A 23,314-nucleotide genomic window follows, 5' to 3' on the forward strand; every position below is an offset into this window, starting at 1 on the left:
AACCCCCTCACCAAGGCAGGCTGATGACTTCCAAACGCACCTCCAAAGCGCCCGCCTGCATGGTCCGGGTGCGCGGCGCCCGCGAGCACAACCTGAAGAACGTCGACGTCGACATCCCCCGCGATGCTCTGGTGGTGTTCACCGGCGTGTCCGGATCGGGCAAGTCGTCGCTGGCGTTTTCGACGTTGTATGCCGAAGCCCAAAGGCGCTATTTCGAGTCGGTGGCGCCGTATGCGCGACGGTTGATCGACCAGGTCGGCGTGCCAGATGTCGATTCCATCGAAGGGCTGCCGCCCGCCGTGGCCCTGCAACAGCAGCGTGGCACGCCGAGCACGCGCTCGTCAGTGGGCAGCGTGACGACCTTGTCGAGCCTGATCCGCATGCTCTATTCCCGCGCCGGCAGTTACCCGCCGGGGCAGGCGATGTTGTACGCCGAGGACTTTTCACCGAATACGCCGCAGGGCGCCTGCCCGCAGTGTCATGGCCTCGGGCGGGTCTATGAAGTCACTGAAGCGCTGATGGTGCCCGACCCGAACCTGACCATCCGCCAGCGCGCCGTGGCGTCCTGGCCGCTGGCGTGGCAGGGGCAGAACCTGCGCGACATCCTCGTGACCATGGGCATCGACGTCGATATCCCGTGGCGCAAGCTGCCGAAAAAGCAGCGCGACTGGATTCTGTTCACCGAAGAAACCCCGACCGTGCCGGTGTACGCCGGACTGACGCCGGAAGAAACCCGCGTCGCCCTCAAGCGCAAGATGGAGCCGAGCTATCAGGGCACGTTCACCGGCGCCCGGCGTTACATCCTGCACACCTTCACCCACTCGCAAAGTGCGCTGATGAAGAAGCGTGTTTCGCAGTTCATGCTCGGTAGCCCGTGTCCGCTGTGCGAAGGCAAACGCCTGAAGCGCGAGGCACTCTCGGTGACGTTTGCCGGCTATGACATTGGTGAGCTGTCGCAGATGCCGTTGCTGCAAGTGGCCGAAGTGCTGCGCCCAGTGGCGGCGGCCAGTTACCTGGAACATGCCGAGGATACCGGCGACACCTTGAGTCACGCGCAAACCCGCGAGGCCCGCCAGCTGCGCGTTGCGCACGGCGCCAGTGGCCATGCCGGCGCGCCGGATGTGCGCCACACACCGAACCTGTCATTGGAAAAACGTCTGGCGGCGCAGCGCATTGCCGAGGACCTGCTGGAGCGGGTCAGCACGCTGACCGATCTGGGCCTGGGCTATCTGGCGCTGGAGCGCAGCACGCCGACCTTGTCGTCCGGTGAATTGCAGCGTTTGCGCCTGGCCACGCAGTTGGGCTCGCAGTTGTTCGGCGTGATTTACGTGCTCGACGAGCCTTCCGCCGGTCTGCACCCAGCCGATGGCGAGGCACTGTTCGAGGCCTTGCAGCGGCTCAAGGCCGATGGCAACACGCTATTTGTGGTCGAGCATGATCTGGAAACCATGCGCCGCGCCGACTGGTTGATCGACGTTGGCCCGGCGGCGGGCGAGAAGGGTGGGCAGGTGCTGTACAGCGGCCCGCCAGCGGGTCTGGCCGAGATCGACGAGTCGCAGACCCGCGCCTACCTGTTCGCTGAGCAGCAAACTTCGACACGGGCGGCGCGCAAGCCTTCGGGGTGGCTGAAACTGGACGGCATCAGTCGCAATAACCTCAACAACCTCAGTGCTGAATTTCCTTTGGGTTGCTTTACCTCGGTGACCGGTGTGTCCGGTTCGGGCAAGTCGAGTCTGGTCAGCCAAGCGTTGCTGGAGCTGGTCGGCGCGCAATTGGGGCGCCCGACTGTGGATGCCGAACCTGAAGAGCTCAGCCTTGAGGACGATGCACCGCAGGTCAGCAGCGGTCAGGTCACGGCCGGGCTGGAATCGATCAAGCGGTTGGTGCAGGTCGACCAGAAGCCCATTGGCCGCACGCCACGTTCCAACCTGGCGACTTACACCGGGCTGTTCGACAACGTGCGCAAACTGTTCGCCGCCACGCCCGAGGCGCAGGCGGCGGGTTATGACGCCGGACAATTTTCCTTCAACGTCGCCAAGGGTCGTTGCCCGACGTGTGAGGGTGAAGGGTTTGTCAGCGTCGAATTGTTGTTCATGCCCAGCGTGTACGCGTCATGCCCGACGTGTCATGGCGCTCGTTACAACCCGCAAACGCTGGCGATTGTCTGGGAAGGTTTGAGCATCGCCCAAGTGCTGCAATTGACCGTCGATGAAGCGGTGACGGTGTTTGCCGGGCAACCGGGGATTCGCCGTTCGCTGGAAGTGTTGCGGGACATTGGCCTGGGTTACTTGCGCCTCGGCCAACCGGCCACGGAACTGTCCGGCGGTGAGGCGCAGCGGATCAAACTGGCCACCGAACTGCAACGCAACCAGCGTGGCGCGACCTTGTATGTGCTGGATGAACCGACCACCGGCCTGCACCCGCGGGATGTCGATCGGTTGCTGGAGCAACTGGATAACCTGGTGACGGCGGGGCACACCGTGATCGTGGTCGAACATGAAATGCGCGTGGTCGCGCAGAGCGACTGGGTGATCGACATCGGCCCGGGGGCGGGGGATCAGGGCGGCAGGATTGTGGTGGCGGGTACACCGCAGAAGGTTGCGGCGAGCAAAAAGAGCCGCACGGCGCCGTTTCTCGCTCGCGCATTGAGCCGGTAAAGTCGGCGACCGGTATGGCCCTATCGCGATGTTTTGAACGTTGGCGCTGTGCAGGCTTCGAATCATCAAGGCCCGGCTGGTTTCAGTCGTGCTGGCCTAGAACTACGAGGTGCTTATGAGCGAGCAACAGCAAAACCAGTCCGGGGAGCCGATCAATCGCAATGATCCGGCGATTGATCCGCAAGTGCCGGGACAACCGGCGCCGACGCAACCTGCGCAGCAGCAGGGCGATACGGATCAGGCTCAAAGTGCTGATCCCGCGGTAGATCAGAAGAACCGGCACACCGATAACGACAATGAGTTCAGCCCGGGTTTCGAGCCTGAGCCGGACCGGGCGAAACCGGGGGAAGAGACCGATGCGGATATTGATACGGATGGCGGTTGATCGGCGTTGAAATGACGAATGCCGCATTGTGAAATGCGGCATTTTTTTGGAGCTTGGGGTGAGGGGAAGGCTATTTGCTCGGATGCTTGGCCTGCAATTCCTTCGCCGCTGCCAGATGTTTTTCCAGTGCTGGCAACATTTTCTGCGCGAAGGCTTTCAGCTCGGTGGCGCCTTTGACCTTGTCGTCCGTCACAGTATTGGCCTGCTTCTTGAACAGCTCGATGGTGTCTTCGTGGGCCTTGACCTGATTGTTGGCGTAGGCCGCGTCGAAGGACTCGTCGCGCATGTCGAGGATTTTCTCCTTGGCCTGTTTGACCAGCGTGGTGGTGTCCGGCACTTCGATGTCGTGGGCCTTGGCAATCGTCGCCAACTCATCGTTGGCTTTGCCATGGTCGGTGATCATCATTTCGGCAAACTTCTTGATGTCGGCCGATTGGCTTTTTTCCAGGGCCAGTCGGCTGGTTTCGATTTCGGCGATGCCACCGGCGGCAGCGTTATCGACGAAATCGTTGTCAGTGGCGGCGAATGCGCTGCCCATGCCAGTGCTCAAAGCGACAGCCAGAAAGAGATGACGCAGGTTGAATCCGTCCATTGGTGTAACTCCACGCAGTTTGTTGTGAGCGTTATGCAATGGAGGCGGGGCGGCGGAGAAAGGTTTTATCGCATTTGCGACAGGGCGACGAACGGCCACCGCTGGTCTGACAGGTGGTCGACAGAACCGCCCGACCAAGGCCATTCTGAAGACTGGCCAGCGCAATCGGTCGCGTTGGCCTCCCGATCAACTGATGGAGGTGTTCCATGCCGGTTCCCCATGACCTGTTTCAGGACTTGAGTTGCACGAAGGAAGAGATCCAGCAAAAACGCACCCAGGATCCACGACTGGATTCACTGATCAACAAGTATTCCCAGGCTGACGCCGACGTGGTCAAGGCCGAAACCGCCACCTCGGACGCACCCAGTGATGACGTATTGAAAAAGCTGAAAGAGAAGCGGCTGAAGGTCAAGGACGAGATCGTCACTCACTTGCAGGCCCCGAGCTGATCCGCCGACCTGCGGTTGCTGATTGAAGGGAACGACAACTCCCCACGGCACCTCGAATGTTCAGAGTCTTCAATCAGCGACTCTTTGCGAGGTGCCTTATGAACGATCCCAAATTCCCCAGTGAAGAGCAGGGTGCATTCGACCCGGTTCCGACCCATCCTGAGCCTAATAGCCCGGCGCATACCACCGCCAATCCCGAGGAGCCTGTCGAGGATCTTCCCGAAGACGAAGATCCGGACAAGTTCGACAAGTCGTCTAACTGACAGACCGCCATCGCTGGCAAGCCAGCTCCCACAGGGATTGCGTTGTCCACACAATTCGTGACCAACCTGGTCAATTGTGGGAGCTGGCTTGCCAGCGATGGCGTCAGTCCATCCAGCGCAAATTCAGCTGGCTTACTTCAGGGCATCAGCCAACGGCAACCGCGCCATGTGCCTCGCCTTCAACGACCCGAAATACAACCAATCCCCATACTCGCGCACGGTCGTGATCGGTGAATAATTGCCACTGCTCGCGTCCTGCAGATTGGCGATCACCTTGCCCTGAAGATCCAGCCCCAGCACAAACCCGCGCTTTTCCACCGGTTTGGGCAATACGGTCAGCGCCCGCACGATCATTTTGCGCACGAACGGGTATTGGGCAGTGCCATCGAGCAAGGCATTGCGCGGTGCATACAGCGCCACCCAGAACCGGTCGCGACCATTGAAGGCGAGGTTGTCCGGTAGCCCCGGCAAGTTATCGATGAACAGGTCGTGAGTGCCTGCTTTCGGGCCGGTCAGCCAGTAGCGACTGATGCGATAGGCACCGGTTTCGTTGACCAGGACGTAGGCGTCATCCGGGCCGAGGGTCACGCCGTTGGCGAACTCCAGTTTGTCCAGCAGCACACTGGTCTTGCCGGTCTGGAAGTCATAACGCAGCAGGCGCCCGTCGCCGCCGTGCTCGATGATCGCCTCGCCATCGTGGCCGTAGCCCCAGCGGCTGCTGGCATCACTGAAATAGGCGTAATGCCCGGACTTGTCGATGGCCACATCATCGGTAAAACCAAATGCCAGGCCGTTCGCCGCGGTGGTCAAGGGAATCAATTGACCTTGCGCATCGAGCGAGAGCAAGCCTTTGACCCCGTCAGCGATCACCAACAGACCATTGGGGTGCCGCGCAAGACCCAGTGGACGCCCGCCAGTGTCGGCCAGCACTTTGCGCTGCGTGCCATCGAGGCTGGTGCGGATCAGTCGCCCGTCATGCAGCCCGGTGATCAGGAAATCGCTCTCCAGCAACAGGGCTTCCGGACCTTCGATGTCACTCGGTCCGACTTGCTCGACAGCTTTGAGGCGCTGGTTGTCCGCGTAGACGCCTTCGCTGAGGGACGGCGCCGGCGACGGTTTCCAGGCGACGGGCTCAACGTGGGTGGGCATCAGCAATAAAAACCCGATGACGACGACAATCAGCAGCCCTGCCATTCGCCGTAACTTCATGCGCTGGCCCTCATGGCTGCCAGGTGCTGCGTGACCCGGTCCCGCAGCGCCAGCATCGACGTGGCCGACTCACGCTCGATACGTCGTTTGAGCAGCAGTTGGTTGGCGATGCGCATGCCCAGACTTTCGAAGCGGTAATCGAGGGTGCGCACAAACCGCGTGCGCTCACTGTCGGCCGAGCACTCATAGGTCAACAGCAACGACAGGCCGTGATCACCCTGAGCCCGCGCACACCAGCGCCGGCCGGGCAGGTATTCGGTGACCTCCCAGCGCAGATGTCCTTCACGCCCGCCGGCGTGTATGTCTTCTTCGAAGCGCGCTCCGGCGTGCAGCGGGCCTTGCGGGCCTTCGATCTTTAGCGACGACGGGTGCCACTCGGGCCAGCGGCTGACCGTGGCGGCATAGGCGAGCACGGCGATCGGCTCGCCGGCAATGTCGATCGGGTGCTGCAGGCGGGTCATGGGCATTGGCGAATAGCTCAAAGGGGTGGCTTCCGGCTCCCAGTACAGGGTGCCGAACAGGTAGTCCATCAACGGCAGGACGATGTTGAAATTGCGCTCCTGCATGCGTTCGCGGCGGTGATGCAGTTCATGCAGGCGGCGCATCTGGCGGATCCATGGCAGGCGCGTCAGCGGGTTGTGCGGTGGCAGGTGCTCGGCGGCGTGAAACACCTCGTAGGTCAGGTAACCCAACACCATGCAGCCGCCGAACAGACCGGCGACGTTGGCGTTGATCTGTGCGAACAGCCACCACAGCGGCAGGGTGATCAGCAGCGTGTGAATCACGATCAGCCATGCCGGGAACAGAATTACCCGCCAGTCGCGCGCGCTGTCGTAGGTCATGTGGCCGGGGGTGAAGAAGCTGTGATGGTCACCCGCGTGCCGGGCGTAAAACAGTTTGGCGAAGGTCTTTTTGTGGTGGCCGAGATGGCGATGAACCATGTACACGCCGAAGTTGAACAACACCAGGGTCAGCGGCACGGTCAGCCATTCCAGCCAGCTCACCCGCTGTACGCTACTCCAGAACACGCCGATGGCCAGCACACCGAACAGCAGCACGAAGGCGCCGTGCAGCCACGGGTTGTAAAACGGGTGGATCGCCGCGCGATAGCGGCTGCGAAATGCCTCGGTGGTCTGCCTCACTGCGTTCACCTGTCGGTATTGTTGTTATACCCGGCAGATTAGCCGATCCGGCCGTTTGTGCAGGCCGATGCTTGAGGTCACTTGCGCCATGATCCGGTGAAAAACGGCAGATTCAGCTCAACGGATTCCAGCGTTGCGACCAGTCGTCATCAGTGCGGATCACTTCACGTAGCAGATCGAAGGCCTGCTGCAACGTCGTCGAGTCGCGGTCGCGTGAATACACCAGATAGGTTGGATAGCCGAATTCCGGGGCTTTGCTCACCGCCTCCAGTGCGCCGGTTTCCAGATAGGTGCGCACGACGCGAGTGCGGAAGTAGCCGCTGCCGCCGTGTTCGAGAATGTACTGCAGGGCCAACGGGCCGAGATTGAAACTCAGCGCCGCTTTGGCTTTCTCCGGCAGGGCGGCATCGTGCTGGCGCCGGAAATCCGGGCCCCAGTCGATGTACACGTAGGGATCGGGGCGCTCAGTTGAGCGCACCAGGATCAGTTTTTCTTCCAGCACCTGCTCGACCTGCAGGCCGGGCCAGTATTCCGGCTGATAGACCAGTGCTGCGTCCAGCACACCGAGTTCGAGTTGGCGCAGCAGGTTTTCACCGTCGCGGATTTCCATGCGCAGGGCGTGGCTAGGGATCTTCTCGCGCAGTTCGGCAGCCCAACTGAGCATCAACGGGTTGCACAGGCTGACTTCGCCGCCAATGTGCAGCACGTTGTGATAACCCTCGGGCAGCGGCAGGTCGCGCCGCGCCGCCTCCCAGGTCTGCACCAGTTGATTGGCGTAGATGACGAAGGCTTCGCCATTGGCCGTCAGCTTCGCCCCGGCGCGGTTGCGCACGAACAGGGTACTGCCCAACTGGCTTTCGAGTTTCTGGACACGGGCGGTGATCGCCGTTTGCGTGACGAACAACTTTTGTGCCGCGGCGGCGAGGCTGCCGTGGCGGACGATTTCCAGAAAGGTGCGGGCGAGGTCGATGTCCATGGGCGGGCCGGTGTTTGAGGTGGCGCGCATTGTAAGTGCTGCCTCGGGATCGCGTCATCGTTCATCGCTGGCAAGCCAGCTCCCACAGGTTTTCTCGTCGTACACAAAATTTTGAACACGATTGAGCCCTGTGGGAGCCTGGCTTGCCAGCGATGTGGCCGTGAGGGACGGTGAAGATCAGTCGACCCGCTCAACCTCACGCACCCGCGCCCAATCCGCCACCAACCGCGCCGGCGTGCCACAAGCCTTGCGCTTGTAGACAAAATGGCGGCACTTCTCGGCAAACCCGCTGCGGTTGTAAAGCATGTCTTCCTGCATTTCCTGTAACTCGCTTTCGCGGCATTGCTGGATCAACACCTGATCAGCCCGCGGCTTGCGCTCACGCATTGCGGCATAGGTCGGATCAGTCAAAACACTGTTGGCGCGTTGCAGCAGCCACAGGGAAAACTCGTCCGGGCAGCGCGGGCCGATTTCCTGGACCATGCCCAGTTGCAGCGCTTGGGTGGCACTCACCGGCAGACACGCCTGAGTCAACTGCTCAGCCATCGCCGGGCCGACAGCACGCGGCAAGCTGTAGGTCCAGTATTCCGAACCGTACAGGCCCATGCTCTTGTAATGCGGATTGAGCACAATATCGGCGCGGGCGAAGACGATGTCGGCCGCCAGTGCCAGCATCACGCCGCCGGCACCGGCGTTACCGGTCACACCACTGACCACCAGTTGCCGCGCCGTCAGCAGCTCTTCACAGACATCGTCAATTGCCTGAATATTTGCCCAGGCTTCGGCGCCCGGGTCTTCGGCGGCCTGGATCACATTCAGGTGCACGCCGTTGGAGAAACTGCCGCGCCCGCCCTTGATCAGCAATACCCGAGTGTCGCGGGATTTGGCCCAGCGCAACGCTTCAACCAGGCGTTGGCATTGTTCGGTGCTCATGGCGCCGTTGTAAAACTCGAACGTCAGTTCACCTACATGGCCTGATTCACGATAACGGATCGGTTGATACGCCTCTTCACTGAACGGCTGGCTGGCAATGGACCAATTGAGTGTCGGCACCTCGGTCAGTTGCGCGGCCAGCACATGCCGCGCCGGTTGCTTGAAGGTTTCCTCACCGGGTTGTGGTTTGCGCCGCAACGAGCCGATCCACAGGCTGTGATCACCGGTCGCCACCAGCACCGCATCGTCATGCACCGCGAGGATCTCGCCGGGGATGCCGCTGCGCGAGTCAAGGTGTGCGTCATACAGGTAATACTGCCCGCCACTCAGGCTCGCCAGCACACCGGGCTGGCCATCAGCGGCGTCGATGCAGCGTTTGATGAAGCGTGAGCAGTCGTGCCAGCTGAAGGTGCGGTCGGCCTGCTTCATGTTCGGCTGCAAGCGGCCGCGCACCTTGGGGTCTGAGTAATCCAGTGCAACCGGCACAAAACCGTCGACGAATTTCTCGACCACTTCGCGAATACAGCGAATCGCCGCGTCACTGACCCGACCGTTGTACAACTCGGATTTGCGCAGGCCAGCCGGCAGGTTGAATTCACTGGTGGCCCAGACCGGCCCGGCGTCCATTTCCTCGACCGCTTGCAGCGCGGTCACGCCCCAGCTCGACAGCTCATTGGTGATCGCCCAGTCCAGCGCACTGGCGCCACGGTCGCCGACGATGCCGGGATGGATGATCACCACCGGGCGTTCGGCGTTGCTCCACAGCGCTTGCGGCACGCGGTCTTTGAGGAACGGACAGATGACCAGATCGGCGCCGCTGTGTTCGATCTGTTCACACACCGAGGTTTCGTCGGTAAACACCACGACGCTGGGTGAATGCCCGGCCTGGCGCAGTTCCAGCCAGGCCCGCTGAGTAAGGCCGTTGAACGCCGACGACAGCAGAATGATCTTGAGTGAGCGCATGATGAACGTTCTTCCTTGAATGGGGATCAGCCGCGGGCTCCCGGGGAGCCGTCCTTGGCCTTCGATGGAGCAGGAAGATTAATCAGAGGTTGGCAGCACAGCAGTGACCGAGGTCAACGTTGTGTCAGCCAGTATTGGTGCGGCGATGAAGTGTCTTGTGTTCAAAAATTGGCTGGGCTGATTTTTGCTTGCTTCAAATGTTTGGCGGGGGGTGTCAGAAATTTTGTGTTCGGGCATAACATGAGTAAGAGGTGCATGTATGCCAACCAAAAAGAAACCCCTGCGTGACCTACCAAAAATCCCCAAGGAGCTGCTCGAAGAGTTCGGTGAGGGGCTGATTACCGCAGAGGCTATTGAAGACGCTTCTGCGGCCTTCAAGAAGGCCTTGATTGAGCGAGCATTGAGTGCCGAGCTCGGTCACCACCTGGGGTATCCGCCGGGCGCGCAGCGCCCAGAGGATGAAACCAACCAGCGCAATGGCAAAACGGGCAAGACGATTTTGACGGGGGATGGCCCGCTGCGGCTGGAGATTCCCCGTGATCGGGATGGCAGTTTTGCCCCCATTCTGATCCCCAAGCATGAGCGGCGTTACACCGGTTTTGATGACAAGATCATCGCCATGTATGCCCGAGGCATGACCGTTCGAGAAATCCGCGCTTTCCTCTCTGAGCAATACGGGACGGACGTTTCCCATGACTTCATCAGCTCAGTCACGCACGAGGTGATGGAGGAAATTGGTGCGTGGCAACAGCGACCGCTTGAGCCGATGTACCCAGTCATTTTCTTCGATGCGCTGCGGGTCAAGATCCGAGAAGAAGGCCTTGTCCGCAACAAGGCGATTTACTTGGCGCTGGGTGTTTTACCCGATGGAACGCGCGATATTCTTGGTATCTGGATCGAAAACACCGAGGGTGCGAAGTTCTGGATGAAGGTCTTCAACGACCTCAAGACCCGCGGCGTAGAGGACGTGCTGATCGCCGTGACTGACGGTCTCAAAGGCATGCCAGAGGCGCTAAGCGCAGTATTTCCGGCAACAACGCTGCAAACATGCATCGTCCACTTGATCCGCAACAGCCTCGATTACGCGGCGTGGGACAAGCGCCGTGAGCTGGCCAAGGCGCTAAAACCGATCTATCAAGCCATCAACGCAGAAGCGGCTGAGGAAGCACTGGATGCCTTTGAAAATGGCCCTTGGGGTAAGCAATACCCAACGGTGGTGGCGGCCTGGAGACGAGCCTGGGATCGAGTGATTCCATTTTTTGTCTTCCCGCCTGCCATTCGAAAAGTGATCTATACGACCAACGCTATCGAAAGCATCAACGCTCAGCTACGCAAGATCATCAAGACCCGGGGCCACTTCCCGACGGATGACGCAGCGACCAAGCTGATCTGGCTTGGGCTGCGTAACATCACGGCAAACTGGGGCTCGGCGGCTCATGACTGGAAGAGTGCGATGAACCAATTTGCGATTCTGTACGGAGATCGATTTATCAGGCCGACCTGGTAAAACCCGGCCTGCCTGACGGCAGGCCATTACCGGCCCGCACACAAAAAATCTGACACTCTCGTTTGGCGGCAGACGCAAAAATCCCGCCACCAGGGCGGGATTTGTGTGAAGCGCAAAGCAGTCTTACGAAGGGAACAGCTCGGACAGTTTCATCGCCAGCATCATGTCGCCTTCAGCGCGCAGTTTGCCGCCCATGAACGCCTGCATGCCGTCGGTCGAACCGTCGACGATGCCTTCCAGGGTTTCGCCGTCCATCACCAGCGTAACCTGGGCGTCCGGGTTCTCGCCTTCTTGCAGCTCGCAGGTGCTGTCTTTGACGATCAGCGAGAAGTTTTTGGTGTCGTCGATGCGGAAACCGAAGACCAGATCCAGACCGGCAGCGGCGGCTGGGTTGAACTTGGCTTTCATTGCTTGTACGGCATCAGCTACGGAGGTCATGGTTCGATCCTTTCTTGGTTATAGGCGCTGGTTGATAACAGCAAGGTTCACAGTAATCCGGACTCAACGGAAAGTGATGAGTTCCGGTGTCTTCAGCAGTTGCAGATGCGCATGACTGTTGAAGGAGGCCAAAGCCACCTCGCGACCGCGGAACTTCAGCTGGTTGAGCGAGGTGTTGACGATTTGCCAGTTCAATTCAAAGGCCTGTTTGGCAGGCATTTGGGTAATGAGGTGGAGCAGGGCGGTGATGGTGCCACCGGAAGTGAACACGGCGATTTTCTGGTTTTTCTCTGCTTGCTCAAGAATCCGGTGAAGCCCGGCCTGCACCCGTTCGACGAAACACAGCCAGCTTTCCAGCCCCAGCGTATCGTATGTGCCGGCCAGCCAGCGCTCGATGATCAAGGCAAAAATGCGCTGAAACTCGCCACGGTTCTGCGCGACATTGCGCAGGATGTCGAGTGCTTCAGGTTCGTCAGGCAGCATCGCCGGGAGCAGGGCACGGATCACCGCGTCGGCATCGAATTCATTGAAGGCGGAATCGGTTTCCAGCGTCGGTACCGAAAGGCCTTGGGCGCTGAATTGTTCCAGGGCGCTGGTGGCCGTGTGTTGCTGGCGGCGTAAATCACCTGCGAGGCAGCGATCGAAGCGGATGCCCAGTTCAGCGAGGTGCTGACCGAGGATTTCTGCCTGACGCACACCGATCGGTGACAGGACGTCATAGTCGTCTGCACCAAAGGAGGCCTGGCCATGTCGAATCAAGTAGATGCTGCCCACGTCCGCGTCTTCCCGGTACGTTGAAGGTTTGGCGAGGTTATGAGGATGACGGAGTGCTGTCAATGAAAAAACATACGCTTGTTTGAAATGCCCGTTACAGGCTTGTTGCTGAAGGTTTCACGGCTGGCCGACGGGCCGGCGCATGGGTATGCTGGAGCCATCCCGCGTGTGTCGCACATCCACGCATCGTTTTAAGGAGTCTCTTCTTCAGGAATCCTCGTAAAGATAACGCTGAGGCTGCCCTGTCAGATTATTACTGCCATTCTTTACACACATCACGAACAGCCAATCCGGCCATCCAACCAAAGGCAAGCAACCAAATGTAGTAGCCGTAGGTGTATCCAATGATGGTGAACCTACCGTCTTCGTCGTACCAAGTAACGAGCTGCAATTGCACTGACAGTCCGGCTAGCAATGCGAAAACGGCATAGATGAAGCTCCGCTTGACGTTCCGAGTCCGGTAAGCAGCGATGAACAAGGGGTTTGCTAACCAAGCGACGTAACCGTAGACCATTGACAATAACCCCAATACAAATGCCCACCATCCCGGTAAAGTGTCTTGAGTGAGCGTTTCATAAAGCCAGTTATCATCTTCTTGTCGCACCGCTGGCAGCAAAAGGCTCAACAAGTAAAGAGCCATGCCGATATCGCGAAGTTCGAGACGGCGCTTGGGCCACGTCATTGTCGTGATGCTCCGTTGCCGTTTGACTTTCTTCGTTTGTTGGCCATATGTGCCTAAAGCCGAAAAGGGTCAGGTTCGCCGGCACACCGTTTTAAACGGGTGATAACGTCGGGGGGCGTCTTGTTAATGTCTACTCTTCCCGATTCCGTGAGATATATGTCTATCGTTGCCCAGCGCTTGGGTGTTATGTCGATACATCTCATACTGCCCTTGATGGGTCCCCAAAAGAAAACCATAAAGAAGTCTTCATCGGGGAATATGTGACCAACATCAGATGTGGCTTCTCCCGGCAGCATTCTCTCTCTATGGATGTCGTGCTGCGTATCCCAGACCAATCGAAGTTCATCCTTACCTTCTTTGGAGTAATGAATAATTACGCCGGGGGTGGCAGTATACCAAGCCGCCAACAGGGCAATTAATGCGAAGAGAACGACATGACGGGCCTTAATTTTTCTCGCATTGATGATCAATGACACCTGCTCCCCATTCTTGTGGTGCAACCGAAAGAACCTCATCCATCACCATTTTCGCTGTGATGCCACCATTAGGATGCTGGTTAAAAAGTTTAATACCAATACCGACAGATATCCGGTCGGGATCGTCGTCCCATGCGCGGAGTCCCTCGACGTTCTCGGCACGTTGAGGCCCTCGGTGTTTTCTTCTTTCCTGTGGTTTTGTTATGTCAGTGAGCGCCCCGACAGAGTCTGAGACTATCTGCTCCAACCCTGCACCGTCGGCCAGTACGCTCTCTGAAAGACCACCTGCGCGCCCAACATAGCCATAGTGGATGTTGGACCAAATATCATAGAAGTATTCGTACTCGCCTTGCTTGTGGTAATACCCACCGAACTTCTTATGGATTTTCGGCTTGTGGTCCCAATCCCGATACTGCCCCACGCGCTCAGTCCAGATCGCCATAGCAGCAGCGCCATTTGCAGCACCAATAGCTTGTGGGCTGCTCGCACCTACTTGGGCATACCAAGGCAGCTCCATTTGCTTACGGGTTTCTTCCGCAACGTCATAGCTGAGCAGTTCCTTCATCTTCAGGACAGATGGGTGGTGGATGTTGTTGTTCATCTCGTCGGCTATATATGCCGCCAGTTCTTCCATCATGTCTGGGTCTTTGCAGACGGCAGGTTCCGCTTTCTCTTCAGGTTTCTCCTCGGGCTTCTTACCAGCAGCCTTAGGGTCTACCAAAGCGTTCGCCGCTAAGGCTTTCTCTTTGAGATTCGGGTCGGCCAACAAGGTCGCCATCTTCTCATCGTCTACGGAACCGTCTGGCCGGAAGGCTCCCAGCGCCATGAAGTTAATAATGGTCGCGCCACCAGCGTCACCCATGACAAAGCCACCACCGACATCGCCTGAGCCCGTGATGATCGTCCCACCGTGACTGGTAGGGCTCCCTAAGTGGGCCATAGGACGGCCATTCACCTGAATAGAAGGAAAGCCTGTAGTGATGACTGCACCACACCCACAGTGGACTTGCCCCTACAAAACCGGACACCAACTCTCCGTTAAATTGATGCAGCTGCCAAGCGCCTGAACTCCCTCGGTGAACGGTAGTTCAAGGCGCTGTGCGGATGCTGCTCGTTGTAGTGTTCGAAGGCAATCGCCAGGTTACGCAGCGCCGTTTCCCGATCCGGCTTGGGCATGTGCGCCACGTAGTCACGCTTGATCGTCTTCACGAAGCTCTCGGCCATGCCATTACTCTGCGGGCTACGCACTGGTGTGGTCACCGGCTGCAAGCCGATCTGCCGAGCAAACAGGCGCGTCTGTTCGGCGGTGTAGGCCGAACCGTTATCGCTGAGCCACTGCACCGGCGTTGCAGGCAGTTGATCACCGAAGCGCTTCTCCACACTTTCCAGCATCAAGTCGCGGATATCATCGCCGCTGTACCCGGTCGGGCTCGCGACCCAGCCGATGGCTTCGCGATCACAGCAGTCCAGGGCGAAGGTCACGCTCAGTTTAGCGCCGTCCTCACAACGGAACTCAAAGCCGTCCGAGCACCAACGCGTATCGCTGGTTTGCACCGCAATACGGCCTTCGTGCCGACGCGGCACGCCGGGTTGTTTGATCCGGCGCTCAAGCAGCAGGTTGTGATCACGCATCACCCGGTAAACTCGCTTCACGTTGATCGCAGGTAGCAGCTGGGTTTCACGGGCGCGACGCAGCAATCCCCAGACTCGATGGTAGCCATAGCTGGGCAGCTCGCTGACCTGTTGCTGGATTTCGGCCACCAACTCAGCGTCGTTCACAGGCCTGCTTCGCCGTGTCTTGGGCGATACCGATTGCTTGATTCGAACCGTTAATTGCGAGCGCGCCACACCGAGACATTCGCTGACCAGTTTCACTGGTCGTCCCCCGGCAACAAGGGTGAGTGCGCAATCCATTTTCGCGACCGGGCGATCTCCACGGCCTCTTTGAGGATTTCCGCTTCCATCGTTTTCTTGCCCAACATCCGTTGCAGTTCACGGATCTGCTTGAGCGCATCGCTCAGCTCTGAGGCCGGTACCACGGCTTCGCCAGCACTGACCGCCGATAGACTGCCGTCCTGGTACAGCTTGCGCCACAGGAACAACTGGTTGGCATTGATGCCGTTGCGCCGAGCCACGACCGAAACGCTTTGTCCTGGTTCAAGGCTCTCTCGAACCATGGCCAGCTTTTGCTCTGGGCTCCAGCGACGACGCCGCTCCTGGCCCAAAAGCTCACCACTCTTATCGTTGCTATTAGTCATAAACATAACCGTTTGCCTATCCCTTATCGTAAGGGGGAAACGGTGTCCTGTCTTTCATGGGGCTCGTTCACACAGGTATCTCCAACACGAGCGGATCCCATGAAGTTGATATTCACGTCACCGGAGGCGGAAGCGATAGGTGTAGTCCCGTGACCGGGTAAAGGGCAGACGTGTTTGTCACCCAGTCGTGCAGAAGAAATCATTGAGCATCGTCCTTGCGTCTTTCGTCCATAGACAATAACCAGCCTTTAGGCGAGCGCGTGGGAGGCTACCGGAAACGGAAGGGCAGGTCAGTAGGAAAAGTCTTGATTTGAGTGAAACAGAGAGTCTCGTTTGTGCGACCTCCCTGCAACTCATGCCTCCAAGACAAAACTGTGAGGAAGGGCTAACTATTCTGATCGGGGAGATTTGTCACCTTCATTGATAGTGCTTGATTCCCTGCCAGCACCTCAATTATGCCCTTACGGATTGTTGCCTGTTGCGCTTCCGTATCAGCATGATAACGCGGTGCATACGACGAGTTTTTGATGTGTGTCTTATCGAAATCGTAGTTAAGGATGGTCTGAAGTAGTCACGCTTTTCTGGCTGACTTCAGCCTCCGCTGATTTTGAAAACGGCGAATCGACCAAAACGATCAGATCATCCGCGTATTTCTGCGCTTTTAGCCGCCGCGAGCACCTCGCAACGGTCATTTCCCACATTACAGGCGCACCTCTCCTGTACTCGTCAGTAAATGTCGGCGTGCCATCCACAGATTCGACAGCGCGAATAGCGTCACCAGTTGCGCGGTGTTTTTGGCCAGGCCACGGAAGCGCGTTTTCACAAAACCGAACTGGCGCTTGACCACCCGAAACGGGTGCTCGACTTTGGCGCGCACCTGGGCCTTGGCCTTCTCGATCTTGCGCTTGGCTTTGTATAGAGCGCTACGCTTACCCAGCTTTTTGTAAGTACTGCGGCGTGCCGCGATCTGCCAGATCACCTCGCGCCCATCATGCTCGGTACGTTTCTCGACGCCGGTATAACCGGCATCGGCGCAGACCACGTTCTCCGCACCGTGCAGCAATTTGTCCACCTGAGTGACATCCGCCACGTTGGCGGCTGTGCCCACCACGCGGTGCACCAGACCTGACTCGTCATCCACACCGATGTGCGCTTTCATGCCGAAATAGTACTGGTTGCCCTTCTTGGTTTGGTGCATTTCTGGATCGCGTTTACCGTCCTTGTTCTTGGTCGAGCTGGGCGCATTGATCAGCGTGGCATCGACAATGGTGCCTTGGCGCAACGACAACCCTCGGTCACCCAGATAGCCATTGATCACGGCCAGGATGCCGGCAGCCAGCTCGTGTTTCTCCAGCAGTCGGCGGAAGTTGAGGATGGTGGTTTCGTCGGGAATACGCTCCAGATTCAGCCCGGCGAACTGCCGCAGGATGGTGGTCTCGTACAGCGCTTCCTCCATCGCTGGATCGCTGTAACCGAACCAGTTCTGCATCAAATGTACACGCAGCATCGTCATCAACGGATAAGCCGGACGACCGCCTTCACCCTTCGGGTAGAACGGCTCGATCAGTTTGATCAAGCCGTTCCACGGCACCACCTGATCCATGTCGATCAAGAACAACTCTTTGCGGGTCTGCTTACGCTTGCCTGCGTACTCGGCGTCAGCGAAGGTCATCTGTTTCATCGGAAAGCTCGGCGGGTGGAGTCCCGGTATTTTGCCAAAATCAGGAAGTCTTCTTCAGAGTTTCCTTAAGAACTACCGCCATTTTGTGCAGCAGTTCTGCCAGCAAATCAATTCTTTTGGTATCCCATTGTTCCGGCGATAGTTTGTCGTTACACAGGAGGTCGTGATACTCCTTCTATGCTTCAACCACGGCTTTTTCCTTCTTGTGACTTTTCATGAACTCAAGGTCAATGCGATTTAGGGCCTCGACATGACCCCAAGAAATCACATAGCCACGAGTAGCCATCAGTGTTTTGAAAATACTTAACTTGCGACCCCTAATCTCGTTTCGCTCGTCCAGATATCGTGTCGCCTGTACTGCAAAAAATGGACTGAGCAGAGTTACCAAGATGATTAGCCAATCCGAGATGGTTACTTTGTCCACGTTCAAGCCCTTTATTTACGGGTGGGATCATGGCTGGGACTGACCTACGATTTCGCTGCCAACCATCGCACTGTGACAGCATAGGTCTCCTTGAGAATCTGGCAGAAAAATCTCAATGACCACCTCAATCAGGTTCTGCCCTCGCGTCCCCCCGTAGGCCCTCCCGCCTCAGCCTTATCGCGCGCTTGCCTGAGCCTTATCGTGCCCGCGCAGGCCTCTGGAAGTGGCCATTCGAGGTGTCACAAACCGTTAGACTTCCGTTAGAACAGTGTTAGACATCGGCTGAAAGACGCCCGTAGAATGGGGCTCAAATGCCTCATTGGATGCCTTATGGAGTTTTTCACCGAATACGCCAGTTTCCTGGCCAAGACCGTCACCTTGGTGATCGCCATTCTGGTGGTGCTCGCCAGTTTTGCCGCGATGCGCAGCAAGGGCCGGCGCAAGTCGGCGGGGCAGTTGCAGGTCAGCAAGCTCAATGATTTCTATAAAGGTCTGCGCGAGCGGCTGGAGCAGACCTTGCTCGACAAGGATCAACTCAAGGCCCTGCGCAAGGGCGAGGCCAAGTCCGAGAAAAGCGAGAAGAAGCAGAAGAAAAAGCCCGAAGCCAAACCACGGGTGTTCGTGCTCGACTTCGACGGCGACATCAAGGCCTCTGCCACCGAAAGCCTGCGTCACGAAATCACCGCGCTGCTGACCCTCGCCACACCAAAGGACGAAGTCGTCCTGCGTCTGGAAAGCGGCGGCGGCATGGTTCACAGCTACGGTCTGGCCTCATCGCAACTGGCGCGTATCCGCGAAGCCGGCGTGCCGCTGACCGTGTGCATCGACAAGGTCGCGGCGAGCGGCGGCTACATGATGGCGTGCATCGGCGAGAAGATCATCAGTGCGCCGTTCGCGATTCTCGGCTCGATCGGTGTGGTCGCGCAGTTGCCCAACGTCAACCGCCTGCTGAAGAAGCACGATATCGACTTTGAAGTGCTGACCGCCGGTGAATACAAGCGCACCCTGACCGTGTTTGGCGAAAACACCGAAAAGGGTCGTGAGAAGTTCCAGGAAGACCTGGACATCACCCATCAACTGTTCAAGAACTTTGTCGCCCGCTACCGGCCGCAACTGGCCATCGATGACGTGGCCACCGGGGAAGTCTGGCTCGGCGTTGCGGCGCTGGACAAACAACTGGTCGATGAACTCAAGACCAGCGATGAATACCTGGCGCAGAAAGCCAGACAGGCCGAGGTTTATCACCTGCATTACGCCGAACGCAAAAGCCTGCAGGAACGCATCGGCATGGCCGCCAGCGGTTCGGTCGATCGCGTGCTGTTGAGCTGGTGGAGTCGTTTGACCCAGCAACGCTTCTGGTAAACAGTCAGGCATAAAAAACGCCGGTCAATGACCGGCGTTTTTTTATCCGCAGTAAACCGTTTGGCTTAGCGGCGACGGAACAGCGGCAGCGGTTCGTCGGTGGCTGCCTGATACGTCACCGAGAAGTCCTTGAGGCCTTCCAGGGCTTCGTACGGGTCTTTGTCTGCACGCACGGCAAAGGCGTCGAAGCCACAGCGGTGCATGTAGAACAACTGGTCGCGCAGCACGTCGCCAATCGCCCGCAGTTCGCCTTTGAAGCCGTAACGGTCACGCAGCAGGCGCGCGTTGGAGTAGTTGCGGCCGTCGGTGAATGCCGGGAAGTTCAGCGCGATGACCTGGAATTCAGCCACGTCGTCACCGATTTCCTCGGCTTCTTCGTCGGCGTCCAGCCATACACCCAGGCCGCCATCGCGGGCCTTGAGCATGCGGCTGTGTTCGCGCCAAAGTTGCAATGGAACGATCAGATCGTCGCAGTTGCTGATCTCGTCGATATTGAAATCCTTTAGCAGCAGGTGCCAGGTTTCGTCGACGACTTCGTTGTTCTTAATGATTCGCTGCATAGACGCGTTCCTTGAAGAGGTCGATGCCAATACGCTGATAGGTGTCGATGAAGCGTTCGTCTTCGGTACGTTGTTCCACGTACACGTCGATCAGCTTCGAGATGACGTCAGGCATGGCTTCCTGGGCGAACGACGGGCCGAGGATCTTGCCCAGGCTCGCATCACGGCTGGCGCTGCCGCCGAGGGAGACCTGGTAGAACTCTTCACCTTTCTTGTCCACCCCGAGGATGCCGATATGGCCGACGTGGTGGTGACCGCAGGCGTTCATGCAACCGGAGATGTTCAGGTCCAGCTCGCCGATGTCGAACAGGTAGTCCAGGTCGTCGAAACGGCGCTGGATCGATTCGGCAATCGGGATCGACTTGGCGTTGGCCAGCGAGCAGAAATCACCGCCAGGGCAGCAGATGATGTCGGTCAGCAGGCCAATGTTCGGCGTGGCGAAACCGCCTTCACGCAATTCGCCCCACAGGGTGAACAGCTGGCTCTGCTCAACGTCGGCGAGAATGATGTTCTGCTCGTGGGAGGTACGTAGCTGACCGAAGCTGTAGCGTTCGGCCAGATCGGCGACGGCGTCGAGCTGCTTGTCGGTGATGTCGCCCGGCGCTACGCCAGTCGGTTTCAGCGACAGGGTCACGGCCACATAACCCGGCTTCTTGTGCGCCAGGGTATTGCGCGAGCGCCAGCGGGCGAAGCCAGGATGTGCTTTGTCGAGCTCGGCCAACTGGCCCGTCTGGTTGTCCAGCGCCTTGTAGTCCGGGTCGACGAAGTGCTTGGCGACGCGATGCAGTTCGGCTTCGGTCAGTGTGGTCTGGCCACCGCGCAGGTGCTCCATTTCCGCATCGACTTTCTGCGCGAACACTTCAGGGGTCAGCGCCTTGACGAGGATCTTGATCCGCGCCTTGTATTTGTTGTCGCGACGGCCGTAGCGGTTGTAGACCCGCAGGATGGCGTCGAGGTAGCTCAACAGATCCTGCCACGGCAGGAACTCGTTGATGAACGCGCCAACCACTGGAGTACGGCCGAGGCCGCCACCGACCAGCACGCGGAAACCGAGTTCGCCAGCGGCGTTGTGCACCGGCTCGAGGCCGATGTCATGAACTTCGATGGCGGCGCGGTCAGCGGTCGAACCGTTGACGGCGATTTTGAATTTGCGCGGCAGGTAGGCGAATTCCGGGTGGAACGTAGTCCACTGACGAACGATTTCGCACCATGGACGCGGGTCGATCACCTCGTCGGCGGCGACACCGGCGAACTGGTCGGTGGTGACGTTGCGCAGGCAGTTGCCGCTGGTCTGGATCGCGTGCATCTGCACGGTGGCCAGTTCGGCGAGGATGTCCGGGATGTCTTCCACCGCCGGCCAGTTGAACTGCACGTTCTGCCGCGTACTGATGTGGGCGTAGCCCTTGTCGTAGTCACGGGCAATCTTGGCCATCATGCGCGTCTGTCGCGAAGTCAGCTGGCCGTAAGGCACCGCCACGCGCAACATCGGCGCAAAACGCTGGATGTACAGGCCATTTTGCAGGCGCAGAGGGCGGAATTCTTCTTCGCTCAGCTCACCTGCCAGATAGCGTCGGGTCTGATCACGGAACTGCTTGACGCGGTCCTCGATGATCCGCTGATCGTACTCGTCGTATACGTACATATAAGTCCTGTTCTCAGGCTTTGGGCTACTCGGAAAACGCTGCGTTTTCGCTTGCTGGAGTCCGATGGTGCCTCTGCAATTCTGCGCGCACGGCCGCGCGCTCCTTAACGGAGCCGGGGCAATATACCCGTTTGCAGTTATGCGCAAAAGTGATGTTTGAGTATATGTAAAGAACCAAATCGCCTAACGAGAACGGTTATTAGCTATTCCACATTTGTCGTGCGGACAATCATCGTCTTAACTGTGGACGAGTCTTTCTGCAATCACCGATAAAACCGATAAGAGGCGATGCAATGAGCAATCCGACCAAGGCAAGGAAAACCGATAGCAGCGTTGATGCATGGGCCATTTTGTTCCTGATCATTCTCGTCGTAGGGACAGCGGTATTTTGGGTCAGTCATCAGTAAACGACCCTTCCGGGCCCGCGCCCGACGATTGTCGGACAAAAAACGGGATCAGGCGTCAATAGCCGGTGGTTCGAGGGCTATACTGCGCGGCCTTTTTTCCTTGGGCCCGGATGATTCATGTTGAAGTTTTTACACCTCAGCCTATTGCTGCTTGGCGCATTCTGCGGGTCCGTTGCGCGCGCGGAATCGGTGCTGTTCCTCAATCCGGGCTCGACCGAGGAAGCATTCTGGGTCAGCTATTCGCAGTTCATGCAGGCGGCCGCCCGTGACCTGGGTGTCGAGTTGCAGATCCTTTATTCACAACGCCAGCCAGACCTGACCGTGGCCCAGGCCCGCGTCGCCCTGCAGGGGCCCGAACGTCCTGACTATCTGATCTTCGTCAACGAACACTACGTGGCGCCGCAGATTCTGCGTCTGGCGCAAGACAGCGGTGTAAAACTGTTTATGGTCAATGCCGGGCTCACAGCCGATCAGCAAGCGCTGGTCGGCGATCGCGCGGACCGGGTCGGCAGTCTGGTGCCCAACGACGAGGAGGGCGGCTACTTGATGATGAAGGAGCTGATTCGCCTGCATCCTGCGGTGGTACGCGGCGAGAAGATCGAGGTGTTGGCATTTTCCGGCCTGAAGATTACGCCGTCGGCACAATTGCGTGAGCTCGGTATGCAACGTGCGCTCGCCGAGCATCCACAAGTACGCCTGCGACAACTGGTCTACAGCGGCTGGACGCAGCAGCGTGCCTATGAACAGGCGAAACAACTGGTCAGCCGCTATCCGCAGGTGTCACTGGTGTGGTCGGCCAACGATGAAATGGCTTTCGGTGCGATGCGCGCCTTTGCCGAAGCGGGCAAGGTCCCGGGCAAGGATGCGCTGTTCAGCGCGGTCAATACCTCGCCGGCCGCTTTGCAGGCGCTGGTGGACGGGCGTCTGAGCGCACTGGTCGGCGGGCACTTCACCCTCGGCGGCTGGGCGCTGGTGCAGGTGCACGACGATGCGCAGGGTGTCGATCTGGAGCAGCACGGTGGTCGCGACCGTCAGTTGCCGCTGCTGCAACTGATCGACAAAGCTCACGCTCGGAAATTGCTGGCAATGGGCGCAGCGCCGAACTACGGGGTTAATTTTCGCCAACTCTCGGCGAAGGGGCGCCCGGCGTCTTACCGCTATGCATTCGACCTGCAAACCCTGATGCGCTGAACCACTTCACACCCCGGCGAAATGCAGCACCAGTTTGACGATGGCCAGCAAGGTCAGGGCAAACACCGCCGTGAACACAATCCCCAGAATCACGAAATGGCCGGGCTTGCCGTGGGTGAAATCCCTTGCCCGGTTCTTTGCGCTCTGCACCCCGAAGGCGGCGGCCATGACACTGTGCAGCATCTGCCAGAAGCTCGGCGGTTTGTTGTCGACTGGATCGTCCATAAATCCCTCGTCAGCGCTGTGTGAACAGTAAGCATAGTCAAATAAAGTCTGGGCACTGGCCTCTGTCGTCGGGCGTTATCCGATCTTCATTCGCGATAGATATGTACCACCAGCGCGG

24 protein-coding genes and 1 pseudogene are annotated in these 23,314 nt (G+C 58.6%); 7 read left to right on the forward strand and 18 right to left on the reverse strand.

Going from position 1 to position 23,314, the window contains the following annotated elements:
• The first annotated feature begins 23 nt into the window (after positions 1–23).
• Both ATI02_RS08145 and ATI02_RS08150 read left to right on the forward strand, forming a co-directional pair.
• A complete protein-coding gene (locus ATI02_RS08145) occupies positions 24–2,657 on the forward strand; it encodes an excinuclease ABC subunit UvrA (RefSeq protein WP_100845985.1) in 2,634 nt (877 codons plus the stop codon).
• 115 nt (positions 2,658–2,772) lie between these two features.
• On the forward strand, positions 2,773–3,042 hold the full coding sequence (locus ATI02_RS08150) for a hypothetical protein (protein WP_100845986.1): 270 nt from the start codon (positions 2,773–2,775) through the stop codon (positions 3,040–3,042).
• A 70-nt stretch (positions 3,043–3,112) separates the two neighbouring features.
• Here the strand turns inward: ATI02_RS08150 and ATI02_RS08155 are convergent, their stop codons facing one another.
• Positions 3,113–3,634 (reverse strand): DUF4142 domain-containing protein, encoded by a 522-nt coding sequence (locus ATI02_RS08155; RefSeq protein ID WP_095189774.1) that lies wholly within the window; start codon positions 3,632–3,634, stop codon positions 3,113–3,115.
• Positions 3,635–3,840: 206 nt separating this feature from the next.
• Here ATI02_RS08155 and ATI02_RS08160 point away from each other — a divergent pair, with 206 nt between their 5' ends.
• Both ATI02_RS08160 and ATI02_RS32275 read left to right on the forward strand, forming a co-directional pair.
• Positions 3,841–4,083: a DUF465 domain-containing protein gene (locus ATI02_RS08160; protein WP_095189775.1), complete on the forward strand. Its 243-nt coding sequence runs from the start codon at positions 3,841–3,843 to the stop codon at positions 4,081–4,083.
• Positions 4,084–4,181: 98 nt separating this feature from the next.
• A complete protein-coding gene (locus tag ATI02_RS32275) occupies positions 4,182–4,346 on the forward strand; it encodes a hypothetical protein (protein ID WP_167394870.1) in 165 nt (54 codons plus the stop codon).
• A 132-nt stretch (positions 4,347–4,478) separates the two neighbouring features.
• Here the strand turns inward: ATI02_RS32275 and ATI02_RS08170 are convergent, their stop codons facing one another.
• From ATI02_RS08170 to ATI02_RS08185, 4 genes are all read right to left on the reverse strand, one after another.
• Entirely contained in the window at positions 4,479–5,555 is a 1,077-nt protein-coding gene (locus ATI02_RS08170; protein ID WP_100845987.1) for an SMP-30/gluconolactonase/LRE family protein, read from the reverse strand.
• Positions 5,552–6,697, reverse strand: coding sequence for a sterol desaturase/SRPBCC family protein (locus ATI02_RS08175; RefSeq protein WP_100845988.1), 1,146 nt, complete (start codon positions 6,695–6,697; stop codon positions 5,552–5,554). Before ATI02_RS08175 ends, ATI02_RS08170 begins: the two co-directional genes overlap by 4 nt.
• Before the next feature lie 112 nt (positions 6,698–6,809).
• Positions 6,810–7,673: a LysR family transcriptional regulator gene (locus ATI02_RS08180; RefSeq protein WP_095189798.1), complete on the reverse strand. Its 864-nt coding sequence runs from the start codon at positions 7,671–7,673 to the stop codon at positions 6,810–6,812.
• 177 nt (positions 7,674–7,850) lie between these two features.
• A complete protein-coding gene (locus tag ATI02_RS08185; RefSeq protein ID WP_100845989.1) occupies positions 7,851–9,569 on the reverse strand; it encodes a hydrogenase maturation protein in 1,719 nt (572 codons plus the stop codon).
• Between the two features lie 259 nt (positions 9,570–9,828).
• On the opposite strand from ATI02_RS08185, the gene ATI02_RS08190 reads away from it, so the two are divergent.
• The gene (locus ATI02_RS08190) at positions 9,829–11,076 is read left to right on the forward strand and encodes an IS256 family transposase (RefSeq protein ID WP_095191982.1); all 1,248 of its coding nucleotides are present in this window, start codon (positions 9,829–9,831) and stop codon (positions 11,074–11,076) included.
• A gap of 123 nt (positions 11,077–11,199) precedes the next feature.
• On the opposite strand, the gene ATI02_RS08195 is transcribed toward ATI02_RS08190, so the two are convergent.
• The 10 genes and pseudogenes from ATI02_RS08195 to ATI02_RS08235 all read right to left on the reverse strand — a co-directional run bounded on the left by ATI02_RS08195 (position 11,200) and on the right by ATI02_RS08235 (position 17,809).
• Entirely contained in the window at positions 11,200–11,514 is a 315-nt protein-coding gene (locus tag ATI02_RS08195) for an SCP2 sterol-binding domain-containing protein (RefSeq protein WP_008015934.1), read from the reverse strand.
• Between the two features lie 63 nt (positions 11,515–11,577).
• Positions 11,578–12,288: a histidine phosphatase family protein gene (locus tag ATI02_RS08200; protein ID WP_100845990.1), complete on the reverse strand. Its 711-nt coding sequence runs from the start codon at positions 12,286–12,288 to the stop codon at positions 11,578–11,580.
• Between the two features lie 253 nt (positions 12,289–12,541).
• On the reverse strand, positions 12,542–12,970 hold the full coding sequence (locus ATI02_RS08205) for a hypothetical protein (protein ID WP_100845991.1): 429 nt from the start codon (positions 12,968–12,970) through the stop codon (positions 12,542–12,544).
• A 53-nt stretch (positions 12,971–13,023) separates the two neighbouring features.
• Complete coding sequence (locus ATI02_RS08210; protein WP_100845992.1) at positions 13,024–13,485, reverse strand: hypothetical protein; 462 nt, start codon at positions 13,483–13,485, stop codon at positions 13,024–13,026.
• The gene (locus ATI02_RS08215; RefSeq protein WP_420875233.1) at positions 13,415–14,386 is read right to left on the reverse strand and encodes a polymorphic toxin type 44 domain-containing protein; all 972 of its coding nucleotides are present in this window, start codon (positions 14,384–14,386) and stop codon (positions 13,415–13,417) included. Before ATI02_RS08215 ends, ATI02_RS08210 begins: the two co-directional genes overlap by 71 nt.
• Before the next feature lie 98 nt (positions 14,387–14,484).
• Positions 14,485–15,704 (reverse strand): IS3 family transposase gene (locus ATI02_RS08220; protein ID WP_425273603.1). Its coding sequence is split into 2 segments (ribosomal slippage): positions 14,485–15,359 and positions 15,359–15,704, totalling 1,221 coding nucleotides; the frame shifts between segments, so codons are not numbered across the junction.
• Positions 15,705–15,775: 71 nt separating this feature from the next.
• Positions 15,776–15,907 (reverse strand): annotated as a pseudogene (locus ATI02_RS08225) (PAAR domain-containing protein); the annotation flags it as partial.
• Positions 15,908–16,089: 182 nt separating this feature from the next.
• Complete coding sequence (locus ATI02_RS33235) at positions 16,090–16,263, reverse strand: DUF6680 family protein (RefSeq protein ID WP_420875235.1); 174 nt, start codon at positions 16,261–16,263, stop codon at positions 16,090–16,092.
• A gap of 141 nt (positions 16,264–16,404) precedes the next feature.
• Positions 16,405–17,385, reverse strand: a complete 981-nt coding sequence (locus ATI02_RS08230) for an IS5 family transposase (protein ID WP_100845114.1) — start codon at positions 17,383–17,385, stop codon at positions 16,405–16,407.
• 175 nt (positions 17,386–17,560) lie between these two features.
• Positions 17,561–17,809: a DUF6680 family protein gene (locus ATI02_RS08235; protein ID WP_100845995.1), complete on the reverse strand. Its 249-nt coding sequence runs from the start codon at positions 17,807–17,809 to the stop codon at positions 17,561–17,563.
• A gap of 330 nt (positions 17,810–18,139) precedes the next feature.
• Here ATI02_RS08235 and sohB point away from each other — a divergent pair, with 330 nt between their 5' ends.
• On the forward strand, positions 18,140–19,171 hold the full coding sequence (gene sohB / locus ATI02_RS08240; protein WP_095189785.1) for a protease SohB: 1,032 nt from the start codon (positions 18,140–18,142) through the stop codon (positions 19,169–19,171).
• Between the two features lie 65 nt (positions 19,172–19,236).
• On the opposite strand, the gene ATI02_RS08245 is transcribed toward sohB, so the two are convergent.
• Both ATI02_RS08245 and ATI02_RS08250 read right to left on the reverse strand, forming a co-directional pair.
• The gene (locus ATI02_RS08245) at positions 19,237–19,731 is read right to left on the reverse strand and encodes a DUF934 domain-containing protein (protein ID WP_100845996.1); all 495 of its coding nucleotides are present in this window, start codon (positions 19,729–19,731) and stop codon (positions 19,237–19,239) included.
• Positions 19,715–21,373 (reverse strand): nitrite/sulfite reductase, encoded by a 1,659-nt coding sequence (locus ATI02_RS08250; RefSeq protein WP_100845997.1) that lies wholly within the window; start codon positions 21,371–21,373, stop codon positions 19,715–19,717. The genes ATI02_RS08245 and ATI02_RS08250 overlap by 17 nt, the downstream gene beginning before the upstream one ends.
• Positions 21,374–21,897: 524 nt before the next feature.
• On the opposite strand from ATI02_RS08250, the gene ATI02_RS08255 reads away from it, so the two are divergent.
• A complete protein-coding gene (locus tag ATI02_RS08255; protein WP_100845998.1) occupies positions 21,898–22,971 on the forward strand; it encodes an ABC transporter substrate-binding protein in 1,074 nt (357 codons plus the stop codon).
• 6 nt (positions 22,972–22,977) lie between these two features.
• Here ATI02_RS08255 and ATI02_RS08260 read toward each other — a convergent pair whose 3' ends face one another.
• On the reverse strand, positions 22,978–23,196 hold the full coding sequence (locus ATI02_RS08260; RefSeq protein ID WP_095189789.1) for a DUF2970 domain-containing protein: 219 nt from the start codon (positions 23,194–23,196) through the stop codon (positions 22,978–22,980).
• Positions 23,197–23,314: the final 118 nt, after the last annotated feature.

The organism is Pseudomonas baetica, from assembly GCF_002813455.1.
Classification (GTDB): Bacteria; Pseudomonadota; Gammaproteobacteria; order Pseudomonadales; family Pseudomonadaceae; genus Aquipseudomonas; species Aquipseudomonas baetica.

Bases quoted from the DNA above. Each gene is read 5' to 3' on its own strand.
- ATI02_RS08160 (WP_095189775.1), top strand. From the start codon at position 3,841: ATGCCGGTTCCCCATGACCTGTTTCAGGACTTGAGTTGCACGAAGGAA.
- ATI02_RS08255 (WP_100845998.1), top strand. From the start codon at position 21,898: ATGTTGAAGTTTTTACACCTCAGCCTATTGCTGCTTGGCGCATTCTGC.
- ATI02_RS08195 (WP_008015934.1), bottom strand. From the start codon at position 11,514: ATGACCTCCGTAGCTGATGCCGTACAAGCAATGAAAGCCAAGTTCAAC.
- ATI02_RS08245 (WP_100845996.1), bottom strand. From the start codon at position 19,731: ATGCAGCGAATCATTAAGAACAACGAAGTCGTCGACGAAACCTGGCAC.
- ATI02_RS08250 (WP_100845997.1), bottom strand. From the start codon at position 21,373: ATGTACGTATACGACGAGTACGATCAGCGGATCATCGAGGACCGCGTC.
- ATI02_RS08180 (WP_095189798.1), bottom strand. From the start codon at position 7,673: ATGGACATCGACCTCGCCCGCACCTTTCTGGAAATCGTCCGCCACGGC.
- ATI02_RS08155 (WP_095189774.1), bottom strand. From the start codon at position 3,634: ATGGACGGATTCAACCTGCGTCATCTCTTTCTGGCTGTCGCTTTGAGC.
- ATI02_RS08260 (WP_095189789.1), bottom strand. From the start codon at position 23,196: ATGGACGATCCAGTCGACAACAAACCGCCGAGCTTCTGGCAGATGCTG.
- ATI02_RS08150 (WP_100845986.1), top strand. From the start codon at position 2,773: ATGAGCGAGCAACAGCAAAACCAGTCCGGGGAGCCGATCAATCGCAAT.
- ATI02_RS08230 (WP_100845114.1), bottom strand. From the start codon at position 17,385: ATGAAACAGATGACCTTCGCTGACGCCGAGTACGCAGGCAAGCGTAAG.
- ATI02_RS08185 (WP_100845989.1), bottom strand. From the start codon at position 9,569: ATGCGCTCACTCAAGATCATTCTGCTGTCGTCGGCGTTCAACGGCCTT.
- ATI02_RS08210 (WP_100845992.1), bottom strand. From the start codon at position 13,485: ATGAGGTTCTTTCGGTTGCACCACAAGAATGGGGAGCAGGTGTCATTG.
- ATI02_RS08190 (WP_095191982.1), top strand. From the start codon at position 9,829: ATGCCAACCAAAAAGAAACCCCTGCGTGACCTACCAAAAATCCCCAAG.
- sohB (WP_095189785.1), top strand. From the start codon at position 18,140: ATGGAGTTTTTCACCGAATACGCCAGTTTCCTGGCCAAGACCGTCACC.
- ATI02_RS32275 (WP_167394870.1), top strand. From the start codon at position 4,182: ATGAACGATCCCAAATTCCCCAGTGAAGAGCAGGGTGCATTCGACCCG.
- ATI02_RS08205 (WP_100845991.1), bottom strand. From the start codon at position 12,970: ATGACGTGGCCCAAGCGCCGTCTCGAACTTCGCGATATCGGCATGGCT.
- ATI02_RS08145 (WP_100845985.1), top strand. From the start codon at position 24: ATGACTTCCAAACGCACCTCCAAAGCGCCCGCCTGCATGGTCCGGGTG.
- ATI02_RS08170 (WP_100845987.1), bottom strand. From the start codon at position 5,555: ATGAAGTTACGGCGAATGGCAGGGCTGCTGATTGTCGTCGTCATCGGG.
- ATI02_RS08215 (WP_420875233.1), bottom strand. From the start codon at position 14,386: ATGGCCCACTTAGGGAGCCCTACCAGTCACGGTGGGACGATCATCACG.